Raw genomic sequence first — 18,784 nt, 5'->3', positions numbered from 1 at the left:
GCCCGGATGGGTCCGTGCCCACGGCCTCCCTCGGCCGTGAGCACGGTCACCCTGCCTGTGCCGGGCCTCAGGCGGCCCGGCGGCCCATGGCGATCTTGGAGCGGGTGAGCGCCGCCGCGAGCAGCACCGCCAGCACCGGCAGGCCGATCACCATCGCCGCGAGTTCGCCCCACGGGATCGCGATCACCGCTTCGGGAGCGGGCTGGCCCGGCATCGCCCACTTCGCCTGGTCCTGCGCCTGGAAGATGCGCAGCGCGATGGACGGGACGGCACCGCAGAACAGACCGAGCACCGCGCCCATCGCGGCGATCACGCCGCACTGGAAGCCGGACAGCCGGCGCCGGATGCCGCCGCTAGCGCCGACCGCGGCCAGCGTGGCGAGGTCCTGCTGGGAGTCCGCGGCGGCCAGGCCGGTGGCGATGCCGGCCGCGCCGAGCGCCACCAGTCCGGCGAACACCGTCAGACCGACGGTGATCAGGTCGACGTCCGGGTGGAAGCCCCGCTCGACCGTGATCATCGCGTTGTCGTCCAGCTTGGCCAGCGAGCCGTTGGCCTTCTGGTACGCCTTGTCGGACGGCTCCGCGGTGGGCATCCAGAGCGAGCCGGCCGCCCGGGTGCCCAGGCCGATCTTCTCGGCGGTCTGGCGGGTCATCATGGCGTTGCCGAACGGCGCCTGGACGTGCACCTCGACCGCGTCCGCCACCAAGTGGCGCTCCGCCGGCCGGTAGTTGTTGTCCTCGCGCATCTTCTTCTGGTCGAAGGGGTCGGTGACCAGCAGGTCGACCTTGCCGTTCTCCACGTAGTCGGGCCGGAACACCAGGATCTTGCCGTCGGCGAGGGCCTTCTCGGCGGCCTGGTCGCGCACCCCGAACAGGGTGTGCAGCAGGGCCGCGTCACCGACCAGGGTTTCGCCGAACATGGTGCTCCGGCGCTCCCCGCGGTTCCGGTTCACCTCACAGCGGGGGTCGGTGTGCAGGCGCTCGTACTCCTCGGCGGAGCGGGCCGCATCGGCCGGGCAGCGCTTGGACTCCGGCAGCACGACCTGGACCCAGCCGCAGGGCGCGCCGGGGTTGCACTTGGCGGTCGGCGTCGCGTCCCACACGTCGGCGCGCTCGCCGAGGTCGGGGATGTTGCTCTCGATCACCTCGCGCATCATCGGCAGCCGGTTCTGGTCGGCGGCCGGGCCCCAGCCGGCGTACAGCGCGACCGTGTTGGGGGGCGCCGACGGCATGTACTCGCGGCGCTGCTGCTCGGTGCTGCTGGTGGTGTAGATGCCCACGGCGACGGCACCGGCCACGGCGGCCATCACCGCGGCCACCGCCGGGGCGGTGCGGCCGCGGTGGCGCACCGAGTCGCGCAGCGCGAGGCGCGGGCTGAGCGGCAGGTGGCGGCCGAGCCGGCCGAACAGGCCGATCAGCATCGGGGTGCACATCAGCATGCCGATCTCGGCGATCACCGAGCCGCCGAGCAGGCCGTAGACCACGGCGGTGCCGGTGGCCGCGCAGGCCAGCGCCAGGGCGGCGCCGCCGCCGATCATGATCAGGCCGAGCACGGCGACGATCCGGCTGGGGGGCTTGCTGCCGCCGCGTCCGGTGAGCGCCACCACGACGTCCTGCCGGGAGGCCTGGACGGCGGGCACCACGGCCGCGAGCAGGCCGGTGACCAGGCCGACCACGACGATCGCCAGCAGGTCGAGCGGCTGCAGGTCGAAGTGGCCGAAGCGGCGTCCGGCGAACTGTTCGGCGTTGTCGCGGAACACCGCGACCAGCACGATCGCGAGCACCAGGCCGGTCAGCGCGCCGGTCACGCCGAGCACCACTCCGCCGCCGAGCACCACGGCGCGCACGTGCCCGCGGTCGCCGCCGCCGGCGGCGAGCAGGCCGAGCTGGCGGCGCGAGCGGCGGGCGCCGACCGCGAAGGCCGGTCCGGCGAGCAGCACGATCTCCAGCAGGGCCATGCCGACCACGGTGCCGACGATCGCGACGGTCACCTTGTCGATGCCGCCGTAGTCCTGCCGCCCGGGCTGCTGGTACAGCGGCACCTCGGAGCGGGCGGGCGGGTCCATCAGGACTGCCTTGGAGGCGACCGCGAAGCCGTACTTGTTGAGCTCCAGCACCTTCGGCCAGTCCAGCGCGGCCGCTCCGGCGGGCAGTTGGACCAGCCAGCTGTCGCGGCTCTCCGGGACGACCGCCCGGTCCGGGTCGGCCTGCGCGAGCGGGGCGATCACGCTGCCGGGGCGGGCGAACAGTTCGGCGCGCTTGAGTTCGGCGGGGATCTCGACGACGGCCGTGATGGTGAACGGCTTGGACTCCAGGCCGTGGATCGCGGTGGAGTCGCCGAGCCGCAGCCCGGACTGGTTCAGGAACTCCTGGGTGGCGGCGATCTCGTTCGGCTGGGCCGGGGCGGTGCCGCGGATCCTGTTCACCATGCCGTGCCAGACCTGGTCGGACAGGTCGACCTCGACGGCCTCGACCGTCATCCGGCCCTCTTTGGTGGTGACCGTGGTGCGCGGTCCGGCGGGCATCGGCACCAGCTTGGTGCCGGCCGGGAGCAGTTCCTTGATCAGGTCGACGGGCTCGGTGCTCGCGCTGCGCTGCTCCTCGGGCGTCTTCGCCCGCGGCTTTCCGTCGGGGCCGGGCGCGCCGGTCTGGGTCTCGTCGTCGGGGTTGGGCGCCTGCAGGACGATGTCGCCGCGCTGGCTCACGGAGATCCGGGCGTCGGCGGTGCCCATCACCCGGGCGACCTTCTCGCCCGGTTCCAGCTGGGCACTGCGGGCGACCACGTCGACGCCGGCCACGCCGAGGATCGGCAGGCCGATCATCGCCACCACCAGGGCGCTGCGGCCCTTGGCGCGCATCGCGTCGCGGCGGGCGATCCGCAGGGCTGCCCGCCAGGCGGTCAGCCTCACTGGTCCTCGCCCTTCAGCGCGTTGGCGGCGGCGGTGACCAGCAGGGTGCCGGCGTCCTGCCGGGCGGTCTCGTCGACCAGCCGGCCGTCGCGCAGGAACACCACCCGGTCCGCCCAGGCGGCGTGCCGGGCCTCGTGGGTGACCATCATGGCGGCGGCGCCGGCGTCGCAGCGGGCGCGCAGGACGGCGAGCACGGATTCGCCGGTGGTGGAGTCGAGGGCGCCGGTGGGCTCGTCGGCGAGCACCAGGCGGCGCTCGCCGATCAGCGCGCGGGCGATGGCGACGCGCTGCTGCTGGCCGCCGGACATGTCGTCGGGGAAGCGGTCGGCGAGTTCCGGAATGCCGAGTTCCTCGAGCGCGGCGAGCGCCTCCTTGCGAGCGGCGCGGGCGGATATGCCGTCGAGTTCACGGGGCAGCGCGATGTTCTCGGCGGCGGTGAGCGCCGGGATCAGGTTGTAGTCCTGGAAGACGTAGCCGACGGAGCGGCGGCGGACCGCGGCGAGCTTCTTGCGGTCGAGGCTGCCGAGCACGATGCCCTCGACCAGTACCTGGCCGTCGCTGGGGCTGTCGAGGCCGCCGGCCAGGGTCAGCAGGGTGGACTTGCCGGAGCCGGAGGGCCCCATCACGGCGACCAGCTCGCCGGGGTACACCTTCAGGTCCACGGCACGCAGCGCGTGCACCTCGGCAGCGCCGTGGCCGTGCACGCGGCTCACCCGGTCCAGGTGCAGCACGGGCTGGGCCGGCTTGAGTTGTTCGGTCATCGCTCCCCCAGGAGTTTCAGAGGCGGCCGCGGGCGCGGCTCTTGACGCCGCGGCGCGCGGGCGGCGCGGCGGCGGGTTCGGCCGTGGCAGCGGCCTGTCGCTCGGCGTGCTTGCCGAGTCGGGATTCGCAGTGGTCCAGCCAGCGGATCTCCGCCTCGGTCTGGAAGATCAGCTGCTCCAGCACCAGCAGCCAGGCCAGGTCCGCGCCGTCGCCGGTGTCGGCGGCCAGCGCCCGGCCCTTGAGCCGGGTGTAGTCCTGCAGCGCCTGCATGCTGTGCCGGCGCTGGCCCTGGACGACGCCGGTGACGTCCACTCCCGGGACGGTCACCGCCATCGCCAGCTTGATGGCCAGTTCGTCGCGCGGCGGGTTGGTGCGCGGCACCGGGGTGTCGAACCAGCGGAGCAGTTCCGCGCGTCCTTCGTCGGTGACGGCGTAGAACTGGTGGCCCTCGTCGTCCTCCCCTGCGGACTCGACCAGGCCGTCGCGCTCCAGTCGGCCCAGGGTGGTGTAGACCTGGCCGACGTTCAACGGCCAGGTCGCCCCGGTACGGGCCTCGAACTCGGATCGCAGCTGGTAGCCGTAGCGCGGGCCCTGGTCGAGCAGGGCGAGCAGGCCGTGACGGATCGACATACTGAGTATGTATACCCGGTATGGCCTGACCTGCTCAAGCCGCCACCCCGGTCACACCCACCCGGTACCGTCGGCTCCGTGACCACTCTGCGGATCGCCACGTACAACCTGCTGCACGGCCAGCCGCTCGCCGCCGACGGCAGCCCCGCGCCCTACCCGGTCGAGCCGGGCGGCCCGCTGGCCGAGGCCGTCGCCGCGCTGGACGCCGACGTCCTCGCCCTCCAGGAGGTGGACCGCGGCCCGGAGCGCTCCGGCCGCACCGACCAGGCCGCCGTCGCCGCCAAGGCGATGGGCGCCGCCGACTGGCGCTTCGCCGCCGCCCTGCACGGCACCCCCGCCCGGTCGGCCGGCTGGGTCACCGACCCGGCCGTCCCGGGCCTCCAGGTGTACGGGCCCGCCGAGGCGGACGACGGCGCCGACCGCCCGTCGTACGGCACCGCGCTGCTGACCAGGCTGCCGGTGCTGCACTGGCGGGCCCGCCGGTTCGCGCCCGCCCCGTTCGGGCTGCCGCTGCGGGTGGCCGGGCGGCGCGGGCTGACGGCGGTGCCGGACGAGCCGCGGGCCGCGCTGGCGGCGGTACTGGCCGGGCCAGCCGGGGAGTTCACCGTGGTCGCCGCGCACCTGTCGTTCGTGCCGGGCTGGAACGTCGCGCAGCTGGCCGCGATCCGGCGCTGGATCGCCGACCTGCCGCAGCCGTACCTGGTGCTCGGCGACTTCAACCTGATCGGCGCGGTGCCGCGCACCGTGCTCGGCTCGGCGCACGCGATCCAGCGCACCGCGGCCCGCGACCGGGTCCGCACCGCCCGCCGCACCCGCCTGCAGGGCTGGTACGACCTGGCCCGCACCCCCACCTACCCGGCGCACCGGCCGACCGTGCAGTTCGACCACATCCTGGGCATCGGCGTGCCGCGCAGCACGGTCGGCTCGGTGTCGGCGCCGCGCACCGGGGTGTCCGACCACCGGCCGCTGGTGGTGGAGATCGAGGTCTAGGCGTTCAGAGGGTGTGCCCGACCGGTGCCTCGGCCTGCTGCTGCGCTGGCAGTTGCACCGGATCGAACTGGAGCATCAGCATGGCGGCGTCGTCGCCGAGCTTGTGCCCGACGTGCCGGACGACGTCCTCGTGCAGGCGGTGCAGGACCTCGACCGGGCCGCTGTCGGCGAGCAGCGGCAGCCGGTCGGTGAGCGGGTAGAACGCGCCGAGGTGGTCGCGGGCCTCGATGACGCCGTCGGTGTACAGCAGGATGCGGTCGCCGGGTTCGGTGATGAGCAGTTGCAGCGGCGGGCAGACGTCGACGGGGTCGAGCACCCCGAGCGGCGGGACGGTCTCGTCGGCGGTCAGCAGCCGGGGCGCGTCCTCGCCGCGCAGCAGGACGGGCGCGGGGTGGCCGCAGTTGGCGATCTCCAGGGCGCCGTCGGGGCGGACCCCGATCAGCACCAGGGTGACGAACTCCTCCTCGACGCCGGGGTGGTCGTTCTCGTGCAGGGCGCGGTCCAGGCTGACGGCGAGCCAGCCCGCCACCCGGTCCAGCGCGGGTTCCTGGTGGGCGGCCTCGCGGAACGCGCCGAGCACGGCGGCGGCGGTCTCCACCGCGGCCAGGCCCTTGCCGCGTACGTCGCCCATCACGGCGCGCACCCCGTGCCGGGTGTTGACCACCTCGTACAGGTCGCCGCCGATCGAGGCGTGCGCGGCGGCGGCGGCGTAGCGGACGGCGGCCCGTACCGGCCCGACCCGTTCGGGCACCGGGCGCAGCAGCACCCGGCGGGCGACCTCGGCGACCAACTGGGCCTCGGCGAGGGCGAGTTCCTGGCGCAGCCGGAGGGTGGCGCTGAGGTGGCCGATGCCGGCGATGAGCACGATCGCGGCGACGGTGGCGGTGTGCACGGACTGGCCGAGCACGCCGTTGTACCAGGCCATGCCGAAGGCGCACACTTCGGCGAGCGCGCCGGTCAGCAGCGGGTACCAGGTCCGCCGGGAGACCACGGCGGCGAGGGCGGGGACGGCGGTCAGTGCGGGTTCGACGGTGACGTGGCTGTTGGTCAGCAGGTCGAGGGAGACGACCAGCGCCATGCCGATCAGCGGCAGGGCGTGCGAGGTCTTGGGCCATGTGCCGGTGACGGTGTTGGGTACCGGCCCTGGGGTGGGGCCGTGGAGGACGTCCCTGATCCATCCGGTCGCGCTCAACGTCGGTCTCTCCAGCGGAAGGTGCGGGTGCTGCTCGGCACCTGCGGGTCTGACGGGAGGTCAGGGGGTCGGGGCCCTGACGGCGGCCGGAGTACGGGAGGATGACCGGTTACCGACCCCACAATAGGCACGAAACGTGCAGGGCGCACAGGTTTCACTTGATCTCGTGACGGGTTGAATGCTCTGAGTGACTCTTTTCTACCTATTCCCGATCAGAAGATCGCTCAACTCTTTTCGGCCGGGAAGTCCTGACGGTGTTTCGATCCGGCCGCTGCGCACGTAGCAGAACGAGGCCGTGACCTGCTCCACCGGGACGCCCGCCTGCTCGGCCCAGGCGAGGCGGTAGACGGCGAGTTGCAGCGGGTCGCCGCTGTCCTCCCGGCCGGTCTTCCAGTCCACCACCTCGTAGCGCGGTGACCCTGCGCCACGGTCCGCGTCCCGGTAGACCGCGTCGATCCGGCCGCGCACCACCCGTCCCGCCAGCACCAGTTGGAACGGCGCCTCGACCCGGTAGGGGGTGCGGCTGGCGTACGGGCCGCGCAGGAAGGCCTCCTTGAGGCGCTCCAGGTCGCGTTCGTCCTCGATCTCGTCGATGTCGACGTCCAGGCCGGGCAGCGCGTCCGGGCCGAGCAGCAGCGGCTGGTCGAACCGGGCCTGCACCCAGGCGTGGAAGCGGGTGCCGCGGCGGGCGGCGGGTGCGGGCGGGCGGGGCATCGGGCGGGCGAGTTCGCGGGCGAAGCCGTCCGGGTCGGCGGCCAGCCGCATCAGCTCGGTGGCGGACAGCGAGGCGGGCAGCTCGACCTCCCGGACGGTGCGCCGGGAGCGCTCCAACTCGCCGATCAGCGCGCTCAGATCGCGGTCCCAGGAGGCCACCGTCCGCTGGTCCTCGACGCCCATCTGCTCGGCCTCGGGCGCGGGCGCCCCAGCGAGCCGGCGGCGGACCACGTCCGCGACCCGGCGGCGGGCGTGCTGCGCGGATGGGTCGAGCGGCAGCGGCCAGGGGGTCTCCACGGACACGTCGAACGCCGGGTTCTGCGCATCGCCCGCAGGCTCCTCGGCCCAGCGCTCGATCTCGCCGTTGCCGGGCCGCTCGGCGTGCACGCGCAGCTTCAGCAGGAACTCGGACGGCCCGCGCCGGCGCTTCTGCGAGGGCCCCCACCAGTGGCCGGAGGCCAGCAGCAGCGACCGCGGGCGGGTGAACGCGACGTAGCCGAGCCGCAGTTCCTCGACCTCGGCGTGGTGCGCCATCTCCTTCTTGAACAGACCCATGCCCTTGGCGTTCCACGCCGGGTCGGCGGGCAGCGTGGCGGCGTCGCCGCGCAGCGCGTGCGGCAGCACCTTGCGGGTGGAGGTCCAGCGCTCCCGGCCCTGCCCGGACGGGAAGCCGCCCTTGACCAGGCCGGGGACGGCCACCACGTCCCACTCCAGGCCCTTGGACTTGTGCGCGGTGAGCACCTTGACGGTGTCCTCGCCGCCCGGCAGCCCGGCGTCCAGGCCGCGCTCGTACTCCTGGGCGGCCCGCAGGAAGGCCAGGAAGGCGGCCAGGCCGGGGTCGCCGTCCAGGTCGGCGAAGGACGCGGCGATGTCCAGGAAGGAGTGCAGGGTCTCCCGGCGGCGGGCGGCCAGTGCCAGCGGGGAGGCGGACAGTTCGACCTCCAGGCCGGTGACGGTCAGCACCCGGTGCAGCACGTCCATCAGCGGCTCGGCGAGCGCCCGGCGCAGGTCGCGGATCTCCCGGGCGAAGCGGGCGAAGCGCACCCGGGCCTCGGGCGAGAACGGCAGCTCGTCGGGCTGTTCGGCGTCGACGAAGGTCTCCAGCGCGTCGGCCAGCGAGACCACCTCGGTGGGGTCGGTCTCGGCGACGGCGGCGGCGAGGGGGTCCTGGTCGCCGAGCCGGGCGGTGCGCACCAGGTCGGCGGCGCGGCGGCCGAGCAGCGCCAGGTCGCGCGGGCCGATCCGCCAGCGCGGGCCGATCAGCAGGCGCACCAGGGCGGCGTTCGCGGTCGGGTCCTGGAGTACCTCGCAGACGGCCACCAGGTCGGCGACCTCCGGGAGTTGGAGCAGTCCGCCGAGGCCGACCACCTCGACCGGGACGCTCCGCGCCACCAGCGCGGCGTGGATGTCGGGGAAGGCGGTGCCGGCCCGGCAGAGCACGGCGATCCGGCCGGGCGCGGTGCCGGTGCGCACCAGGTGGGCGATCGAGTCGGCCAGCCAGTCCACCTCCTCGGCGTGGGTGGGCAGCAGCGCGGTGCGCACGTACCCGTCGAGTTCGGCGCCGGGCGCGGGCCGCAGCGCCTCCACGCCCTCGTGCATCTCGCGTAGATCAAAGGCCAGTTCGTTGGCGAAGGCGAGCAGCCGGCCGCCGCTGCGGCGGTTCTCGCTGAGCGCGAAGCGGTGCGCCGGGCTGCCGTCGGCCTGCGGGAAGTGCTGCGGGAAGTCGTCCAGGTTGGCGACCGAGGCGCCGCGCCAGCCGTAGATCGCCTGGCAGGGGTCGCCGACTGCGGTGACAGGGTGTCCGGCGCTGTCGGGGCCGCCGAACAGGCCTGCCAGCATGAGGCGTTGGGCGACCGAGGTGTCCTGGTACTCGTCCAGCAGCACCACCCGGTACTGCTCGCGCAGCAGCCGGCCGACCTCGGGGCGCTGCTGGGCGAGGCGGGCGGAGGCGGCGATCTGGTCGCCGAAGTCGAGCAGGCCGAGCTTCTGCTTGCGGGCCCGGTAGTCCTCGACCAGGTGCAGTAGCTCCTGCCGGCCGCGGGCGGCCTTCGGGACGGCCCGGAGGTCCTCGTTGCTCAGCTTGACGGTGGCCAGGTGGTCGAGCAACTCCTCGTCCCAGTCGCGCAGTTGCGACGGCTCGACCAGGTGTTCGGCGAGTTCGGAGTCGAGCGCGATCAGTTCGGCGACCAGCGCGGAGAAGGTGCCGGTGAGCGCCGGGTAGGGGCCGCGGGCCTGCCGCAGCACCCGGGCGGCGAGCTGGAAGCGGGTGGCGTCGGCGAGCAGCCGGACGTCGGGTTCGATGCCCAGGCGCAGGCCGTGCTCCTTGAGGAGGGTGCCGGCGAAGGCGTGGTAGGTGGAGATCTGCGGGTCGCCGAGCGAGTCGTCCTCGCGCACGCCGGCCCGCAGCAGCGAGGCGCGGACGCGTTCGGCGAGCTCCCCGGCGGCCTTGTTGGTGAAGGTCAGGCCGAGCACCTGTTCGGGGCGCACCGCGCCGGAGCCGACCAGCCAGACCACCCGGGCGGCCATCACGGTGGTCTTGCCGGAGCCCGCGCCGGCCACGATCACGCCAGGGGCCATGGGCGCGCCGATGGCCGCCAACTGCTCGGTGTTGAACGGGATGCCGAGGAGTTCGCGGAGCTGGTCCGGGTGTTCGAGCAGCTCAGTCGACGACATGCCGGCCGTCCCGCTGCGCGGAGCAGCTGCCGCGGAACGCGCAGCGGCCGCAGCGCTCGCCCGCGGTGGGGGTGAACCGCTCGGCGAGCACCCGGCCGGCGGTGTCGGCGAGCAGGTTCTCGATCCACGGGTCGCCGTCGGGCGGCAGCTGCTGCTGCACCTTGGGGGCGTCCGGCTCGCCCTTGGCGGGCTCCCGCAGGTGGACCAGTTCGGCGCCGCCCGGGACGGCGCCGTGCTCGAAGCCGGGCAGGCCGTCGAGCGCGCCGCCGCGCACCGCTAGCTGGTAGACGGCGAGTTGGCGGTGTTCGGGCAGCGACTTGTCGGTCGGGATCTGCTTGCCCGTCTTGAAGTCGACGACGTAGGCGCGGCCGACCGCGTCGGCCTCGACCCGGTCCATCGAGCCGCGGATGCGCACCGCGACGCCGCCGACGTCCAGGGTGAGGTCGAAGCCGTGCTCGGTGGCGACGGTGGTGCGCTCGCGTTCCAGCACGTGCCAGTGCAGGAAGCGTTCCAGGGCGGCGCGGGCCTCGGTCTTCTCCTGCTGGGACTTCCACGGCGCGTCGAAGGCCAGGGCGTCCCACACGGTATCCAGGCGCTCCATCAGGACGGCCAGGTCGGCGGGGGTGCGGCCGGAGCCGACCTCGTCGGCGAGGGCGTGCACCACGTTGCCGAAGCCCTGGGCGGCGGAGGCGGTGTGCCCGGCCTTCACGTCCTTCTCCAGGAACCACTGCAGCGCGCAGGACTCCAGCTGCTCCAGGCCGCTGCCGGACAGCCGCACCGGCAGCCCGGGCTCGCGCAGCGGCTCCGGGGCGGCGGTGGCGTCGACCAGGCCCCACCACTGGTCGGGGTGGGCGGCGGGGACCAGCGGGCGGCCCTCCTCGTCGACGGCGGCGGCGAGGGTGGCGAGGCGCTCGGCGGCGGCCCGGCGCAGCTGCGGGGAGCGGGTGGGGTCGACGGTGACGGCGCGCAGTTCGGCGACCAGCGCGGGCACCGCGAGCGGGCGGCGTGGGCGGGCGGTGATGTCGGCGACCTTCACCTGCGGGACGCGTTCCAGCACCCGGCCGGTGCGGGGGTCGAGTGTCTCGCGGTACAGCTCGCGCAGGAACCGGGAGGGTTCGTCGCCGTCCTCGGCGGGGGCCTTGACGGCGGTGACCACCAGGCGTTCCTTGGCGCGGGTGGCGGCGACGTAGAACAGCCGGCGTTCCTCGGCGAGCAGCGCGGCGGCCGACAGCGGTTCGGCGAGGCCGTCGCGGCCGATCCGGTCGGCCTCCAGCAGCGAGCCGCGGCGGCGCAGGTCGGGCCAGAGCCCTTCCTGGACGCCTGCCACCACGACCAGGCGCCACTCCAGGCCCTTGGAGCGGTGCGCGGTCATCAGCCGCACCGCGTCGGGGCGGACGGCGCGCACCCGCAGGGTGTCGGCGGCGATGTCCTGGGCCTCGACCTCGGCGAGCAGGTCGAGCGCGCCGCGGTGGCCGGAGACCCGTTCCTCGGCGCGGGCGGCGGTCTCGAACAGGGCGCACAGCGCGTCCAGGTCGCGGTCGGCGTTGCGGCCGGCCGCGCCGCCGCGCAGCGCGGCCCGTTCCAGCCGTTCGCGCCAGCGCCGGGAGCCGTCCCACAGCTCCCACAGCGCGTCCTCGCCGGACGCGCCGCCGGCCAGCAGTTCGCGGACCTTGCGCAGCAGCACGCCGAACTCGTAGGCGCGGCGGGCGTACGGGGCGTCCAGCAGGGCGAGCAGTTCGGGCTGCTCCAGCGCCTCGCGGACGAGTTCCTCGGCGGGGCGGACCACGCCGGCCACGCCCTCCTCGGCCAGCGCCCGGCGTTCCTCCTCGCGCAGGGTGCGGCCGAGGCGGCGCAGGTCGGAGCCGTCCAGGGCGGCGAGCGGGCCGGTGAGCAGGGTGTGCGCGAGGTCGGCGGTGAGCGCGCCCTCGCCCTCGGCGCACACCCGCAGGGCCAGCAGCAGCGGGGTGACGGCGGGTTCCTCGCGCAGCGGCAGGTCGTCGCCGTCGATCTCCAGCGGGACGCCGGCGGCGGCCAGCGCGCGGCGCACGGCCGGTATCGACCGGGAGCCGGCCCGCACCAGCACCGCCATCTGACCCCACGGGACGCCGTCCTCCAGGTGGGCGCGGCGCAGCAGGTCGGCGACCGAGTCGAGTTCGGCGCCGGGCGTCGGGTAGGTGTACACCTCGACGGCGCCGCCCTCGCGGGAGGGCAGCAGGGCGCGGTGCGCGGCGAGCTTGTCGGCGGGGAGGCGGCCCATCGGCATCCGGCGGGCGAGTTCCCGGGAGGCGGCCAGCAGTACCGCGCCGGAGCGCCGGGACACCCGCAGCACCTTGACCTCGGCGGGCCGGCCGTCGGCCTGCCGGAAGGCGTCGGGGAACTCCAGGATGCCGTTCACGTCGGCGCCGCGGAACGCGTAGATCGACTGGTCGGGGTCGCCGACCGCGACCAGGTCGCGGCCGCCGCCGGCCAGCCGCCGCAGCAGCCGCACCTGGGCCGGGTCGGTGTCCTGGTACTCGTCGACGAACACCACGTCGTAGCGGTCGCGCAGTTGCCCGGCGACGTCCTCGCGTTCGGCGAGCAGTACGGCGCGGTGGACGAGTTCGGCGTAGTCGAGGACGCCGCGCAGGTCGAGCACGTCCAGGTATTCGGCCAGGAAGTGCGCGGCGGCGGCCCAGTCGGGGCGCTGGACGCCCTCCGCGAAGCGCAGCAGCTCCTGCTCGCCGAGGCCGAGTTCGCGGCTGCGGGCGAGCACCGCGCGGACTTCGTCGGCGAAGCCGCGGGTGGTCAGGCAGGCCCGCAGGTCGAGCGGCCAGCGGATGGTGGCGGTGCCCGCCTTGGCGTCCTCGGCGCCGCCGGCCAGCAGCTCGCGGACCATCACGTCCTGCTCGGGGCCGGACAGCAGCCGCAGCGGCTCGGCGTACTCCTCGGCCGGCTGGTGGGCGCGCAGCAGGGCGTAGCAGAACGAGTGGAAGGTGGTGGCCTGCGGGGCGGTGGTGCCGATCCGGGCGGTCATCCGGTCGCGCAGTTCCATCGCGGCCTTGCGGCTGAAGGTGAGAACCAGCACACGCTCGGGGGCGGCGCCGTCGGCGATCCGCCGGGCGACCGCCTCGACCAGCGTGGTGGTCTTGCCGGTGCCGGGCCCGGCGAGCACCAGCAGCGGCCCCGACGCGTGCTCGACCACCGCCTGCTGGAAGTCGTCCAGCACGGGCGGGTCGGGCTGCGCGAGGGGGCTGCGCACCAGGCGGAACGGTGAGGTCACTGCGGTCCAGGGTCGTACGGCGGTTCAGTGGCGGGCGGTGGGGAGAGTGGGGCCCGCCGCATCGAGCCTACGATCCTGCACCCACAGGCCCCTCCCGCGCACGTTCCCCGGTCAGGGCTGTGCGGCTGTCCCGTCCCAGCGGGCGGCCCGCAGATCGACCCTGGGCTCGCCGGCGACGGTGCGCAGCGGAGTACCCTCGGCGCGGTACTCGGGCAGCGCCCGGTGCTCGTGGCCGGGCAGCGGCCGCCCGTCCGCGCGGATCACCCGCCACCAGGGCACCGAGCCGCCGTACATCGCCATCACCCGGCCGACCTGGCGGGGGCCGCCGCGGCCCAGATACTCGGCGACGTCACCGTAGGTCATCACCCGGCCCGGCGGGATCCGCTCGGTCAGGTCGAGCACCGCCTCCGCGTACGGCGGGATCTCGGGCACCTCGTCCGGCTCGGTCATCCGACGTATTCTTCCCCATCCGGTCGATTTCCAGCACCCCGTGCGGGCGATGCGGCACGCGGGATACCGCCCCTGGACCGCACCGGGGTTCCGGGCATGGCAGCATCTTCGGGGCAGTGCGACACGCGAGGAAACAAGACCAGATGACCGGGACGGCTGAATTGAACGTGGACAAGGGCTCCGAGGAGTCCGCCACCGACGGTTCCGCCCCGCGGGGCAAGGACGCCCCACCACCGGTCGACCTGCGCCACCGGGCGCGGGACGCGCACCACACGGGGGAGGACGCGGTGGCCGCTCAGCTGCCGCCGGACGACGGGTCGGACCGTCCGGACACACCGGACCGGCCGCCGGAGCGACCGGACCAGCACGGGAACGGACAGAACGAGCGACCCGACGACGAGCAGCCCGACAACGAGCGACCCGACGACGAGCAGCCCGAGGCGGGCGAGCCGGGCGGCGAGTACCTGGCGGTCGACGAACCGCTGCTGCCGCCGCGCGCCCACCGGCCCTCGGACCTGCTGCGGTTCCTCGCCGGGCTGCTCGGCATCGTCGCGGTGTTCGTGCTGGCGCAGGTGGCGGTCTCCACCACCAGCGGCATCGAGAGCGACATCACGATCAATGCCAAGCGGATCCCGGACCTGCTGTCCACCATCGCCGCGCTGGTCTCCTCGGTCGCGGTGCTGGCGGTGCCGTTGGCGTTCGCGGTCGAGCGGCTGATCAAACGCGACGGCCTGCGGGTCGCCGACGGTGTGCTCGCCTCGGTGCTCGCGTACGGCGTCTCACTGGGCGTCGACTGGTGGGTGGCGGCCAGCGCCCCCGAGGAGATCCGCAACGCGCTGACCCAGTTCCCGCCGGGCGACGGCGAGCAACTCACCGACCCGGTGCACGGCTACCTCGCCCCGGTGATCGCGTACATGACCGCCGTCGGCATGTCGAGCCGGCCGCGCTGGCGGGTCGCGCTGTGGATCGTGGTGATCCTCTCCGGCGCGACCGAACTGGTCAACGGCTACACCACCCCGCTGTCGCTGCTGCTCACCGTGCTGATCGGCTGGTCGGTGGCGTACGGCACGCTGTACGCGATCGGCTCGCCGAACATCCGGCCGACCGGGCAGCACCTGATGATCGGCCTGCGCAAGGTCGGCTTCACCCCGTCCGCCGCGCACACTGCCCCCGACGGCCCCGGCGGCACCCGCCGCTACCTGGTCGTGCAACAACAGGGGCCGCTGCTCGACGTGCACATCATCGACCGCGAGCAACAGGCCTCCGGCTTCTTCTACCGGGCCTGGCGGCGGCTGCGGCTGCGCTCGGTCGCGGTCCGCCGCAGCCCGCAGTCGCTGCGCCAGGCACTCGAACAGGAGGCGCTGATCGCGTACGCGGCCTCCGCCTCCGGGGCCCGCGCCCCGCAACTGGTCGCCACCTCCGAGCTCGGCCCGGACGCCGCGATCCTGGTCTACGAGAACGTGGCCGGCCGCACCCTGGACGAGCTCGCCGACGAGGAGGTCACCGACGCGGTGATGACCTCGTTCTGGACGTCGGTGGCCACCCTGCACGAGCGCCGGATCGCCCACCGCCGGCTCACCGGCGAGTCCCTGCTGGTGATGGACGACCGCACCGGCTGCCTGATCAACCTGTCCGGCGGCGACATCGCGGCCGGCGACCTGACCCTGCGCATCGACATCGCCCAGCTGCTCACCACCTTCGCGCTGCGCACCGGCCCGGAGCGGGCGGTGGCCGCCGCCACCGAGGCGCTCGGCCCGACCCGGATCGCCGAGGCGCTGCCGCTGCTGCAACCGGTCGGCCTGAGCCGGCAGACCCGCGGCGACCTGAAACGGATGACCAAGGAGCGGAAGGCCGCCGCGAAGGCGCTGGCGCTCAAGCAGGTCGCGTCGGGCGAACGCACCCAGCAGCAGGCCGAGGAGGACATCGCGCAGGCCAACGAGGACCTGCTGTCCAAGCTGCGCGGGCAGATCCTGCAAATCGCCCCCGAGGCGCCGCTGGCCCCGGCCAAGCTGGAACGCCTCAAGCCGAAGACGCTGATCATGCTGGTGGCGCTGACCTTCGCCGCCTACCTGGCGCTGACCACGATCCGGCCGGACCAGTTCAAGGTCTCCCAGATGAACTGGGCCTGGGCGGCGGCCGCGCTGGCCGCCGCGGCCGCCTCGTACGTCGCCGCGGCGATGAGCCTGACCGGTTTCGTCCCGGAGAAGCTGCCGTTCGGCCGGACGGTCGCGGCGCAGGTCGCGGGGTCGTTCGTGAAGCTGGTCGCGCCTGCGGCGGTCGGCGGCATCGCGCTGAACACCCGCTACCTGCAGAAGGCCGGGATCCGGCCGGTGCAGGCCGCCGCCTCGGTGGGCGCCTCCCAGCTGGCCGGGCTCGGCGGCCACCTGCTGCTGCTGTTCGCCTTCGGCCTGATCACCGGCACCCAGACCAACGGGGACCTGGGCGCCTCCCGGGCGGTGATCATCGGGGTGCTGTCCGCCGCGGTGCTCGCGCTGGTGGTGGCCGCGGTGGCCCCGCTGCGCCGGTTCGTGGTGACCCGGGTCCGCTCGCTGTTCTTCGGCGTGATCCCGCGGATGCTCGACCTGATGCAGACCCCGCGCAAGCTGGTCACCGGCTTCGGCGGCATCCTGCTGCTGACGCTGTCCTTCACCGCCTGCCTGGACGCCTCGGTGCAGGCGTTCGGCGGCGGCGGGCACGTCACCTACTCGGCCGTCGCCGTGGTGTTCCTGACCGCGAACGCGGCCGGTTCGGCGATCCCCACCCCGGGCGGCATCGGCCCGGTCGAGATCGCCCTGATCGGTGCGCTGACCGCGGCCGGCGTCCCGCTCACGGCGGCCACCCCGGCGGTGTTCCTGTACCGCCTGCTGACCTTCTGGCTCCCCGTCCTCCCGGGCTGGATCGCCTACAACGTCCTCCAGCGCAGGAGTGCGCTCTAGGCGTTCGGGTACGCGGCGACGATCCCGGCGAGCATCTCCTCCCAGGGCGTCGGCGCCAGCCCGAAGGTCTCGCGGGTGGCGCTGTCGTCGAGCACGAACGGGCGCTCGAACTGGTAGGCGGTCTCCCGGGCGGCGCGGATCGTCGGGTCGGCCAGGCCGAGCAGGACGAGCACCGGGCGTGGGATGCCGGTGACCTTCGCGGCGGGCCGCCCGGCGGCGGCGCACAGCTCGGCGACCACCTGCCGCTGGCTGCGCGGCGCGTTGCTCGGCACGTGCCAGGCCCGGCCCCAGGCGCGCTCGTCGGCGGCGACGGTGGCCAGCAGGCGGGCGACGTCCTGCGGGTCCGTCCAGCTGTGCGGCGCGTCCGGGTCGCCGAGGACCTGGACGGTGCGGCCGGCCAGGGCGCGGGAGAACGCCCGGTCGTCGAGCGCGCCGACCGCGTTCGCGGCCAGGTAGTCGGAGCCGCGCACCTCGGTGACCCGGACCCGCCCGGCCTGGTGCGCGGCCAGCGCGTCGCGCCACATCGTGGCCCGCACCTCGCCCTTGGTGGAGACCGGCCGCAGGGGCGTGTCGGGGCTCATCGGCCCGTCCACCGCGCCGTAGCCGTACAGGTTGGAGACGGTGGCCAGCACCGCGCCGCCGTGCTCGGCGGTGGCGAGCAGCGACGCGGCGAGCGGCGGCCACACCTCGGGCCAGCGGTGGTACGGCGGGTTGGCGCAGTTGTAGAGGACCGCGGCGCCCTCGGCGGCGGAGCCGAGCGCCTGCGGGTCGGACGCGTCCAGTTGCAGGCGGCGCACGCCCTCCAGCGGGGCGGCGGAGGCGCCGGTGCGGGTGACCACCACGACCTCCTCGCCGCGCTCGGCGAGCAGCCGCGCGGTGGCCGAACCGACCGGCCCGGCCCCGACCACCACATGCTTGCCCATCGGACTCCACCGCTCCCTCGAACTCGAACGCCTGCGCCACGGCCGGCGCAGGGGTGCTGTTCCGCACCCATGGTCACGCAAAACCGCCCGACCGGGGGAATTCCCCTGGTCGGGCGGCTCGCTGACTGCGCGTCAGTGCGGGGCGTGGCGTCAGTAGACGGGCTTCTCCGGCTCGATCTGGTTGACCCAGCCGATCACGCCGCCGCCCAGGTGCACCGCGTCCGCGAAGCCCGCGGCCTTGAGCACGGCGAGCACCTCGGCCGAACGGACACCGGTCTTGCAGTGCAGCACGATCCTCTTGTCCTGCGGCAGGTCCTGCAGGGCGTTGCCCATCAGGAACTCGTTCTTCGGGATCAGACGGGCGCCCGGGATGCTGACGATCTCGTACTCGTTGACCTCGCGGACGTCGATGATGTCGATGTCCTCGCCGTTGTCGATCCACTCCTTGAGCTGCTTGGAGGTGATCGTGGAGCCGATCGCGGCGGCCGAGGCCTCCTCCGAGACGACACCGCAGAACGACTCGTAGTCGATCAGCTCGGTGACGGTCGGGTTCTCGCCGCAGACCGCGCAGTTGGGGTCCTTGCGGACCTTCACCGAGCGGTACTGCATCTCCAGGGCGTCGTAGATCATCAGCCGGCCGACCAGCGGCTCGCCGATGCCGGCCAGCAGCTTGATCGCCTCGTTGACCTGGATCGAGCCGATCGAGGCGCACAGCACACCGAGCACGCCGCCCTCGGCGCAGGACGGGACCATGCCCGGCGGCGGGGCCTCCGGGTAGAGGCAGCGGTAGCACGGGCCGTGCTCGGCCCAGAAGACGCTGGCCTGGCCGTCGAAGCGGTAGATGGAGCCCCACACGTACGGCTTGCCGAGCAGCACCGCGGCGTCGTTCACCAGGTACCGGGTGGCGAAGTTGTCGGTGCCGTCGACGATCAGGTCGTAGCCGGAGAAGATCTCCATCACGTTGTCGTTGTCGAGGCGCTCCTCGTGCAGCACCACGTTGACCAGCGGGTTGATCTCCTTGACGGAGTCGCGCGCGGACTCGGCCTTGGAACGGCCGATGTCGGACTGGCCGTGGATGATCTGGCGCTGCAGGTTCGACTCGTCGACGGTGTCGAACTCGACGATGCCGAGCGTGCCGACACCGGCGGCGGCCATGTACATCAGGGCCGGCGAGCCGAGGCCGCCGGCGCCGACACAGAGCACCTTGGCGTTCTTGAGCCGCTTCTGCCCGTCCATGCCCACATCGGGGATGATCAGGTGGCGGGAGTACCGGCGGACCTCTTCGACAGTGAGCTCGGCGGCCGGCTCGACCAGGGGTGGCAGCGACACGGGGACTCCGATGGTCGT

At 74.0% G+C, this 18,784-nt stretch carries 11 protein-coding genes; 2 read left to right on the top strand and 9 right to left on the bottom strand.

What is annotated here, in order from left to right; all coding sequences use genetic code 11:
* Positions 1-67 precede the first annotated feature (67 nt).
* The 3 genes from ACIHEI_RS02675 to ACIHEI_RS02665 are packed head-to-tail and all read right to left on the bottom strand — an operon-like array spanning position 68 to position 4,300.
* On the bottom strand, positions 68-2,908 hold the full coding sequence (locus ACIHEI_RS02675) for an FtsX-like permease family protein (RefSeq protein WP_396605357.1): 2,841 nt from the start codon (positions 2,906-2,908) through the stop codon (positions 68-70).
* Complete coding sequence (locus ACIHEI_RS02670) at positions 2,905-3,669, bottom strand: ABC transporter ATP-binding protein (RefSeq protein ID WP_387637555.1); 765 nt, start codon at positions 3,667-3,669, stop codon at positions 2,905-2,907. The genes ACIHEI_RS02675 and ACIHEI_RS02670 overlap by 4 nt, the downstream gene beginning before the upstream one ends.
* Before the next feature lie 16 nt (positions 3,670-3,685).
* Positions 3,686-4,300: a PadR family transcriptional regulator gene (locus ACIHEI_RS02665; protein ID WP_387637558.1), complete on the bottom strand. Its 615-nt coding sequence runs from the start codon at positions 4,298-4,300 to the stop codon at positions 3,686-3,688.
* A gap of 78 nt (positions 4,301-4,378) precedes the next feature.
* Between ACIHEI_RS02665 and ACIHEI_RS02660 the strand changes: the two genes are divergently transcribed.
* Complete coding sequence (locus tag ACIHEI_RS02660; RefSeq protein WP_396605356.1) at positions 4,379-5,290, top strand: endonuclease/exonuclease/phosphatase family protein; 912 nt, start codon at positions 4,379-4,381, stop codon at positions 5,288-5,290.
* A gap of 4 nt (positions 5,291-5,294) precedes the next feature.
* On the opposite strand, the gene ACIHEI_RS02655 is transcribed toward ACIHEI_RS02660, so the two are convergent.
* The 4 genes from ACIHEI_RS02655 to ACIHEI_RS02640 form a co-directional block, all read right to left on the bottom strand.
* Positions 5,295-6,482 (bottom strand): PP2C family protein-serine/threonine phosphatase, encoded by a 1,188-nt coding sequence (locus ACIHEI_RS02655; protein ID WP_392953987.1) that lies wholly within the window; start codon positions 6,480-6,482, stop codon positions 5,295-5,297.
* Between the two features lie 198 nt (positions 6,483-6,680).
* Positions 6,681-9,869, bottom strand: coding sequence for a UvrD-helicase domain-containing protein (locus ACIHEI_RS02650; protein ID WP_396605355.1), 3,189 nt, complete (start codon positions 9,867-9,869; stop codon positions 6,681-6,683).
* On the bottom strand, positions 9,856-13,128 hold the full coding sequence (locus ACIHEI_RS02645) for an ATP-dependent helicase (RefSeq protein ID WP_396605354.1): 3,273 nt from the start codon (positions 13,126-13,128) through the stop codon (positions 9,856-9,858). The genes ACIHEI_RS02650 and ACIHEI_RS02645 overlap by 14 nt, the downstream gene beginning before the upstream one ends.
* Before the next feature lie 111 nt (positions 13,129-13,239).
* On the bottom strand, positions 13,240-13,578 hold the full coding sequence (locus ACIHEI_RS02640) for an MGMT family protein (protein ID WP_387637571.1): 339 nt from the start codon (positions 13,576-13,578) through the stop codon (positions 13,240-13,242).
* A gap of 143 nt (positions 13,579-13,721) precedes the next feature.
* On the opposite strand from ACIHEI_RS02640, the gene ACIHEI_RS02635 reads away from it, so the two are divergent.
* The gene (locus ACIHEI_RS02635) at positions 13,722-16,514 is read left to right on the top strand and encodes a lysylphosphatidylglycerol synthase domain-containing protein (RefSeq protein ID WP_396605353.1); all 2,793 of its coding nucleotides are present in this window, start codon (positions 13,722-13,724) and stop codon (positions 16,512-16,514) included.
* On the opposite strand, the gene ACIHEI_RS02630 is transcribed toward ACIHEI_RS02635, so the two are convergent.
* Together ACIHEI_RS02630 and moeZ are read right to left on the bottom strand one after the other, a co-directional pair.
* Positions 16,511-17,437, bottom strand: a complete 927-nt coding sequence (locus ACIHEI_RS02630) for an NAD-dependent epimerase/dehydratase family protein (protein WP_396605352.1) — start codon at positions 17,435-17,437, stop codon at positions 16,511-16,513. The genes ACIHEI_RS02635 and ACIHEI_RS02630 overlap by 4 nt on opposite strands.
* A 150-nt stretch (positions 17,438-17,587) precedes the next feature.
* Entirely contained in the window at positions 17,588-18,766 is a 1,179-nt protein-coding gene (moeZ, locus tag ACIHEI_RS02625; protein ID WP_387637578.1) for an adenylyltransferase/sulfurtransferase MoeZ, read from the bottom strand.
* Between the last annotated feature and the right edge of the window lie 18 nt (positions 18,767-18,784).

Origin of the sequence: Kitasatospora sp. NPDC051984, assembly GCF_044593455.1 — a bacterium.
Taxonomy (GTDB): Bacteria; Actinomycetota; Actinomycetes; order Streptomycetales; family Streptomycetaceae; genus Kitasatospora.
The sequence above is the reverse complement of the archived record's forward strand: the minus strand, read 5'-3'. Positions and strand labels throughout refer to the sequence as shown.

What these genes read in the sequence shown, in the direction of transcription:
- ACIHEI_RS02650 (WP_396605355.1), bottom strand. Translation starts at nt 9,869, where the DNA reads ATGTCGTCGACTGAGCTGCTCGAACACCCGGACCAGCTCCGCGAACTC.
- ACIHEI_RS02640 (WP_387637571.1), bottom strand. Translation starts at nt 13,578, where the DNA reads ATGACCGAGCCGGACGAGGTGCCCGAGATCCCGCCGTACGCGGAGGCG.
- ACIHEI_RS02630 (WP_396605352.1), bottom strand. Translation starts at nt 17,437, where the DNA reads ATGGGCAAGCATGTGGTGGTCGGGGCCGGGCCGGTCGGTTCGGCCACC.
- ACIHEI_RS02665 (WP_387637558.1), bottom strand. Translation starts at nt 4,300, where the DNA reads ATGTCGATCCGTCACGGCCTGCTCGCCCTGCTCGACCAGGGCCCGCGC.
- ACIHEI_RS02635 (WP_396605353.1), top strand. Translation starts at nt 13,722, where the DNA reads ATGACCGGGACGGCTGAATTGAACGTGGACAAGGGCTCCGAGGAGTCC.
- ACIHEI_RS02670 (WP_387637555.1), bottom strand. Translation starts at nt 3,669, where the DNA reads ATGACCGAACAACTCAAGCCGGCCCAGCCCGTGCTGCACCTGGACCGG.